5 protein-coding genes are annotated in these 7,251 nt (G+C 56.0%); 1 reads left to right on the forward strand and 4 read right to left on the reverse strand.

The window, feature by feature from the left end:
- Positions 1–145: 145 nt before the first annotated feature.
- Complete coding sequence (locus NW840_RS05275; protein ID WP_414329842.1) at positions 146–523, reverse strand: hypothetical protein; 378 nt, start codon at positions 521–523, stop codon at positions 146–148.
- Between the two features lie 285 nt (positions 524–808).
- Here NW840_RS05275 and NW840_RS05280 point away from each other — a divergent pair, with 285 nt between their 5' ends.
- Positions 809–5,347 (forward strand): response regulator, encoded by a 4,539-nt coding sequence (locus tag NW840_RS05280; RefSeq protein WP_414342815.1) that lies wholly within the window; start codon positions 809–811, stop codon positions 5,345–5,347.
- Between the two features lie 258 nt (positions 5,348–5,605).
- On the opposite strand, the gene NW840_RS05285 is transcribed toward NW840_RS05280, so the two are convergent.
- From NW840_RS05285 to NW840_RS05295, 3 genes are all read right to left on the reverse strand, one after another.
- Positions 5,606–5,776, reverse strand: a complete 171-nt coding sequence (locus tag NW840_RS05285) for a chlorophyll a/b-binding protein (protein ID WP_414331192.1) — start codon at positions 5,774–5,776, stop codon at positions 5,606–5,608.
- A 62-nt stretch (positions 5,777–5,838) separates the two neighbouring features.
- Complete coding sequence (locus NW840_RS05290) at positions 5,839–6,903, reverse strand: spermidine/putrescine ABC transporter substrate-binding protein (protein ID WP_148202683.1); 1,065 nt, start codon at positions 6,901–6,903, stop codon at positions 5,839–5,841.
- 131 nt (positions 6,904–7,034) lie between these two features.
- On the reverse strand, positions 7,035–7,251 hold a 217-nt coding region (locus NW840_RS05295; RefSeq protein ID WP_414342818.1), incomplete at its 5' end, for a hypothetical protein.

The raw sequence follows: 7,251 nt of genomic DNA on the forward strand, positions 1-7,251 counted from the left end.
CAGAAAGATCAACTGGTAGTAATCCGTACTGAACATATTATACATTATTTTCAGTATAGTTGAGCTTATTGTTGACTAGAGTCATGCTCCACGGCCAAATTAGACTCCCTGCTCGCCGTGATGCTTCATCTCTTTCAAGTTGCCCTTAGAGGGTCAATTCGCTCTCAATTTGACTGAGTTTGATGCGGGCAAGAGCTAAGTTCCCTTTTTCTCGGTCTAAGGCTAGGTAGAAAAATAGGCCGTTTATGGTTTTAAGCATACGCATTAGATGGTACTGAGTTTCCAGGATGATTAAAATCTCTTCAATTCTGTCGGTGAACTTAAGTGACTCCGCGACTCGCATCTTAGCGCGAATCACTTCTGTGTTTCCGGCGATTGCCAGCTCCAAGTTAGCTTCAGGAAAAGCGGGGCTGTTGGTGCCCTTATATCCCAAGCACATCCCAGTTTTCCAATCCCCCAGCGCTACCCCCAGTGCTCCATCGATGCTCAGAGCTTTTACCAAACTGTCTTGGAGTTTTTGCATGACTGAGAATATTCCCCCTTTACAAAGCTCGTCGCTCTATAGTAAGTCTTCCGTTGAGAAATTTCAACTCGAAGCTTGCTTAATTTGCAGGAGCTAGAGTAGCTGACGCAGGCGTGGTGAAAATGTAGCGAACTGAACCAACGGGAAGCTGGTTTGGGGATCGGATCCCTGTAGCTTCCGGTGGAGAGGCTTGGAAGTTATGCTGGGGTTACCTCTTTTACCTTGAGACTATCGACCTCCGAGATCGGTGGATCGGGATCCCTTTCTCTCCGCTTAGTTTGACCTATGCCTAAGGCCCCCCTCCCTCCCAACGAAGAGCAGCGGCTGGCTGCCCTGCGGCAGTATCAGATTTTGGACACCGCTCCTGAGAACAGCTTTGACGAACTCGTGCGGCTGGCTGCCCACATCTGCGGCACGCCCATTGCTCTGGTCAGCCTTATCGACGAACACCGCCAGTGGTTTAAAGCCAAATTCGGCGTCGATGTGCAGGAGACCCCACGGGATGTGGCCTTCTGCGCCCACGCCATCTTGTCGCCTAAAGAGCCGCTGGTGGTGCCCGATGCCACTCAGGATCCCCGCTTTGCCGATAACCCGTTTGTCGCTCAAGAGCCCCACATTCGCTTTTACGCTGGCATTCCCTTGGTAACTCCAGAAGGGCAAGCCTTAGGCACGCTTTGCGTTGTCGATTATCAGCCTCGGCACCTGACCCCAGAACAACTGGAGCAATTACAAGCCCTGGCCCATCAGGTGGTGGCCCAACTGGAGCTGCGCCGTACTTTGAGGGAACTGGCTCAGACGCCTCTGCTGCCTAAGTCGGGGGATACTAAACCTGCCCGCAAAAACCGCTTTCTCCTCAAAGTTACCGCCGGTTTTGGCCTGGCTGCCTTGCTTTTGGGCGGGATCACCTACTCAGCTCAGCGGAATGCCTCTCAACTGCCGCAGCTTACAGAACGAGTGGCCCACACTCTAAAAGTGATCCAAAACTTGGAAGGATTGCTGGCGGAAACCCGCGCCGCCGAAGCCGGTAAACGTGGCTATCTTCTGACCAATAATCCTCGCTATCTCAGTGAGTACCAAGCCAGCCTTGAAGCCACCTCCACCCATCTGCGCTTGTTGAAAGAGCTCACTGCTGACAACCCCCTGCAGCAAGAGCGCCTGAAGCGCCTAGAGCTGCTGCTGGAGCAAGAGGGGCTACCTGCCGTTCAGGAAGCTCTAGAAAGCAGCGAAGGGCCAAGGTTAATGGAGCAAATTGTCGAGTTGATTCGGGTGCTGCAGCAGGAGGAGAATCGCCTTCTGGAGCAACGCAATCAGGAACTGCAGTTAACCTGGGTTAGAACCAATCTCATTGCTTTTGGCGGGCTCATTTTTACTTACCTGGTTTTGGCCTCGGTTTACTTCCTCATCCGCCGGGAGACTGCCGAGCGAGAAGAGGCAGAACGATCCCTCAAGCAAGAGCGAGATTTTACCAACGCAGTTATTGATACAGCAGGGGCGCTGGTGGTGGTCATGGATCCAGAAGGGCGTATCCTGCGCTTCAACCGCGCTGCTGAGCAGCTTTCTGGCTACTCGCTGGCAGAGGTCAAGGGCCGGCTGCTATGGGACTTAGGTTTGATCCCACCGGAAGATGTGCCTGGTGTGAAGCAAGCTTTTGAACAGCTCAAGGGCAATCATTCCCTCTTTTTGAATCGCCATGAGAATTTTTGGCGCAGCAAGCAGGGGGCACTGCGGCTTATTTCTTGGTCTAACACCGCCCTAATCAACGCTGCCGGCGAGGTGGAGTTTGTCATGGGCACCGGCATCGACATCACCGACCGCAAGCTGGCGGAGCTGGCCTTGAAAGAAAGCGAAGAGCGCTACCGGGATCTCTTTGAAAATGCCAGCGACCTCATCCAGAGCGTGGATGCTGAAGGGCACTTTTTATATGTCAACCGCGCTTGGAAAGAGACCTTGGGCTATGACGAAGCTCAGGTCTATCAGATGACCCTCTTCGACATTCTCCATCCCGACTGCCGAGAGCACTGCCAGGCTCTTTTCCAGAAGCTTCTAGCAGGGGAGAAAGTAGAGAGAGTAGAGACAGCTTTCCTCACGGCCAGCGGTGAAACCGTTTGGGTGGAGGGCAATGTCAACTGCCGCTTTGAAGATGGAGTGATGGTGGCTACGCGGGGCATCTTCCGCAACATTACCGAGCAGAAGAAAGCGGCAGAAGAATTGGAGCGGCAAAACCGCCGGGCTCAGTTGCTGGCGAATCTCAGCCTCAAGATCCGCGAGTCACTGGATATTGCCGAGATTTTAGAAACTGCAGTGGCAGAGATCCAGGCTCTGCTCAAAGCCGACCGGGTTTTGGTCTATCGCTTCCAGCCGGATGGCTCCGGGATCATCTCCAACGAGAAAACTCAGCCGGGGATCCCCTCGCTGGCAGGAGAGGTGATTGAGGATCCTTGCTTTCAGGAGAAATACGCCGAGCTCTACAGCCAGGGCCGTATCCAGGCCGTCAGCGATATTTATGCCGAAAATCTGGAGCCCTGCTACGTGGAGCTGCTGGAAAAGATGCAGGTCAGGGCCAACTTGGTGGTGCCGCTGTTTTTGGAGCAGCAGTTGTGGGGGTTGTTGCTGGCCCACCAGTGCTCCGGGCCCCGTCAGTGGCAACCCTTTGAGATGGAGCTGCTGTCGCAGTTGGCCAACCAAATTGGCATTGCCCTCACCCAGGCAGCCCTTTTGGAACGGGAGAGAAAGCGCAGCCTGGAGCTGGAGCAGGCCCGCAAAGCAGCTGAGCAGGCTGCCCAGGCCAAGAGCAGCTTCTTGGCCACCATGAGCCACGAGATCCGCACCCCCATGAACGCGGTGTTGGGGATGACGGGCCTGCTGCTGGAGACCCCCCTCAATGCAGAACAGCGGGACTTTGTAGAGACCATCCGCGTCAGCGGCGATGCGCTGCTCACCCTCATCAACGACATCCTGGACTTCTCCAAATTGGAGGCCGGGGAAATGGAGCTGGAGATCCTGGATTTCGATCTCCGCTCGTGTCTGGAAGAGGTGGCGGATCTGTTTGCCCCCACTGCCCACGCCAAGGGATTGGAGCTGGCGGTGCTCATGCCACCGGAAGTGCCGCGCTACCTGCGGGGAGATGCCTCGCGACTACGGCAAATCCTCAACAATTTGGTAAGCAACGCCATTAAGTTCACCCACCGAGGAGAGGTGGTGATCCAAGCAGAGGTGCTGCAAGAAACCGCTACCCATGTCCACCTCAGGCTCTCGGTGAGAGATACCGGGATCGGGATCCCGGCGGCGGCGCAGAGCAAGCTGTTTCAACCGTTTAGCCAGGTGGATGCCTCTACTACCCGCAAATACGGAGGTACGGGACTGGGCTTGGCCATCTGCAAACAACTGACAGAACTGATGGAGGGAACCATCTCGGTGCAAAGCCAGGAGGGGCAGGGCAGCACCTTCAGCGTTGAGCTGACCCTGGAGCGGCAGCCCTATGCCCAGCAGCTTTCCCAGCCTTCTGCTCGTGTCCCGGTGGATTTGCAGGGCAAGCGGCTGTTGGTGGTGGACGACAATGCCACCAATCGCAAGATCCTGCGCTGCCAGGCCACGGCTTGGGGAATGGTGGTGGAAGAGGCCGAAAATGCCTATCAGGCTATGGACAAACTGCGCCAAGCCGTTCGGGAAGGCAGACCCTTCCCCCTGGTCGTTTTGGATATGCAAATGCCAGAGGTGGATGGGGAGACCTTGGGCCGCTGGATCAAGGCAGATCCGCAACTGGCCGAGACGCAACTGGTGATGATGACCTCCCTGGGACTGGGGGAGCACTCCCGCCGCGCTGCCGAAATCGGCTTTGCCGCCTACTTGGTTAAGCCGGTAAAACAAAGCCGTCTGCAGGAAGCGCTGGTCATGGCCCTGGGGAAATCTTCTGGTTTATCCACTTCGCTCTTGGGAATGAGTCCCGTCCTCCCTCAGACGACGCCTATGGCCGACCGACCCCAGCAGTCCCTGCGCATTTTGCTGGCAGAGGATAACCCCGTCAACCAAAAGGTGGCTTTGCGCCAGCTCGAGAGTTTGGGCTACAAGGCCGATGTGGTGGCCAATGGTCAGGAGGTATTGGATCTCCTGCAGCAGGTCAGATATGACCTTATTCTCATGGATTGCCAAATGCCGGTGATGGACGGCTACGAGGCCACCCGCCGCCTACGCCAACAGGAACGGAGATCCGGCCACCGCACAGTGGTGATTGCCATCACGGCCAACGCCATGCAGGAGGATAGGGAGCGCTGCCTGCAGGCAGGTATGGACGACTATCTCAGCAAGCCGGTGCTGAAGGAAGATTTGGAAAGGGTGCTCAACCACTGGAGCCAGGTGATTGCCCAGTCTGCAGCAGGATCCTCCAATGGATCCGCTTCTAAAGCAGCCTCTCCAGCTTCCCCCGCCGAGAGCCGGGATCCCTCTTCTCCCACCTTGCCCTATCCCATCGACTCTGCCTACCTGGATCAGGTTTCCGGCGGGGATCGGGGGTTTCAGCGGGAGCTGCTGCAGGTGTTCATCCAAGATTGTGAAGACCAGCTGCCGCAACTGCGCCAAGCCATTGCCGGTTACGACGCAGAAAGAATGCGGCGGGTCGCCCACCGCCTCAAAGGAGCCAGCTCCAATGTGGGAGCTAATGCTTTTTGCCAAGTGGTTCGCGAGCTGGAGCACTTGGGGGTAGCGCTGGCCCAGCAGGGATCCCAAGGTGGTCATGACCTAGAATGGGCACGCGCTCTCCAGGCCCCAGAAGACCTAGAACGCATCTTGGCCGATATCCGCCAGTACTTGCAGGATTTGGAAGAGTAGATTCCTAGGGATCCCAAGCCTTCTGCGCTGCTAGCTTTCACTCCCCGCCCCTCTCCCAGTGGAAGAGGAGAGTCAGCGGCAGAAGCAAGGCAGTGGAAGCTGGACTTAACAGCCTGCATTTCGCTTCCACTTCCATTTGGATTCATTCAGACCTAAATCCAGAATCGAGGGCAATGCGAAAGCCTGGCTGCTTTGCAGAGGGTGGAAACCACAGCCAGGCAAGCAAGGATCTACAGCAGTGTCGTAGGCCCACCGGGATTACATCAGGCCAATTTGAGAGAGGATCCCTTGGCCGGTCAGCAACTCGGTCGCAACGCCAATCACAAAGCCCAGCATTGCCAAACGGCCATTCCACTTTTCGGCGAAGGTAGTGAAGCCGAACTTAGCTTCTTGGTTCTCCATGGTTTTAGCTCCATCAACGGGTGACATCTTTAATGTGGCTCAGATATTAAAAATTGTCAAGTTTTGTGTCGAGAGCTAACAAGGGATCCCTAGCTGCTTTTCACGGTTGTCCAGAGGGCGTCGATGAGGCGCAGCTCTTCCCCTGACAGCACTTTAAGGTAGGTGAGTTTGGCCAGGGCCTCTTCGTCAGGGTAGATGGCCGGGTTTTGCCGATCTTCTGGGTTGATCATGGGCAGAGCTGCAGCGTTGGGGGTGGCGAAGCGGTTGTGGTTGCTCAGTTGAGCGCCGACTTCAGCATCCAGGATGAAATTGATGAAGCGATTGGCCAGCTCGGGGTTGGGGGCCTGGGCGGGAATGGCCATTACATCCAGCCAAATGTGGGCACCCTCGCGGGGGACAAAATAGCCGATGTTGGGGTTTTCTTCGGCAGCTTGCAGGGCATCGCCGCTGTAGACGATGGCTACATTGGCCGTTCCTGAAACCAGTTGGTTTTTGCCCCCCACGCCCCCAATTAGGCCGGCACTGCGGCGCTTGGTGTCGATCAAAAGCTGCTGGATCTGCTGCAGTTCGGAGCGAACGGTGGTGTTCATATCGAAGCCCAGGTAAACGGCAGCGGCACCGATCATGGATCGCATCTCATCGATCATCACAAAGGGGCCATACTGCTGCTGCGGGTCGAAAATCAGTCCCCAAGAGCGTTCAAAGTTTTCGGGCAGGCGGTCTTTGCGGTAGCCAATGCCGGTGGTGCCCCACTGATAGGCGGCGGTGTAGGTGTTTTCTGGATCAAAGGGCAGGCCGACAAATTTTTCGCCCAGGTTGCTTAGGTTGGGGATCAATTCTTTGTTGAGAGGCTGCAGCAGTCCCAGCTCCAACATGTTGGGCACAATGTAGTCGGTGGGAACAACAATGTCGTACTGGCTGGTGCCACCCCCCCGCAGTTTGGCCACCATGTCTTCGTTGGATTCGTACACGCTGACCAGCACGCGGCTGTTGGTGGCTTTTTCAAAGGCGGTGAGGATGTCGGGATCGATGTATTCTGACCAGATGTAGAGATTGAGGGTCTGCCTCTGGGCAGAGGTAACATGGGGCCAAAACAAAACCAGGACAAGCACACAGCAGAGTAGGGTTGTAGCCGAGGCGATCCACTTTTTCATGAGATTTCTCCAACTGTGAAAAGTTGAAAACATCGTATCTGCTTTCATCCCCCAGCCGGCTACACCCGCGGCTAGGGGGCACGCCTTGGGCAATCGCCAAGCCCCGCAAACTCCGGTTGAGGCTCGGGTACTCACCCTTGTTTCCAAGACAACACCCAAACGGTATCAACGCCTGCGCGAGCGATCCGCCAAAAGCCGCAAAGGCCGATTCTTTCGTCGGATCCCTCGATGCCTTGCGCCACAAGGCTTTCCAGCCCCAAAACCCCCTCGCCGCAGCTCTTTTTGCCGACTTTTTTCCGGATCCCTCGCAAATGGGTCTTGCATTCCTTGCCCTGCTTGGGTTTAATA

Origin of the sequence: Synechococcus sp. R5-13, from assembly GCF_047462015.1 — a bacterium.
Lineage (GTDB): Bacteria > Cyanobacteriota > Cyanobacteriia > Thermostichales > Thermostichaceae > Thermostichus.

What these genes read in the sequence shown, in the direction of transcription:
- NW840_RS05285 (WP_414331192.1), bottom strand. Translation starts at nt 5,776, where the DNA reads ATGTCACCCGTTGATGGAGCTAAAACCATGGAGAACCAAGAAGCTAAG.
- NW840_RS05275 (WP_414329842.1), bottom strand. Translation starts at nt 523, where the DNA reads ATGCAAAAACTCCAAGACAGTTTGGTAAAAGCTCTGAGCATCGATGGA.
- NW840_RS05290 (WP_148202683.1), bottom strand. Translation starts at nt 6,903, where the DNA reads ATGAAAAAGTGGATCGCCTCGGCTACAACCCTACTCTGCTGTGTGCTT.
- NW840_RS05280 (WP_414342815.1), top strand. Translation starts at nt 809, where the DNA reads ATGCCTAAGGCCCCCCTCCCTCCCAACGAAGAGCAGCGGCTGGCTGCC.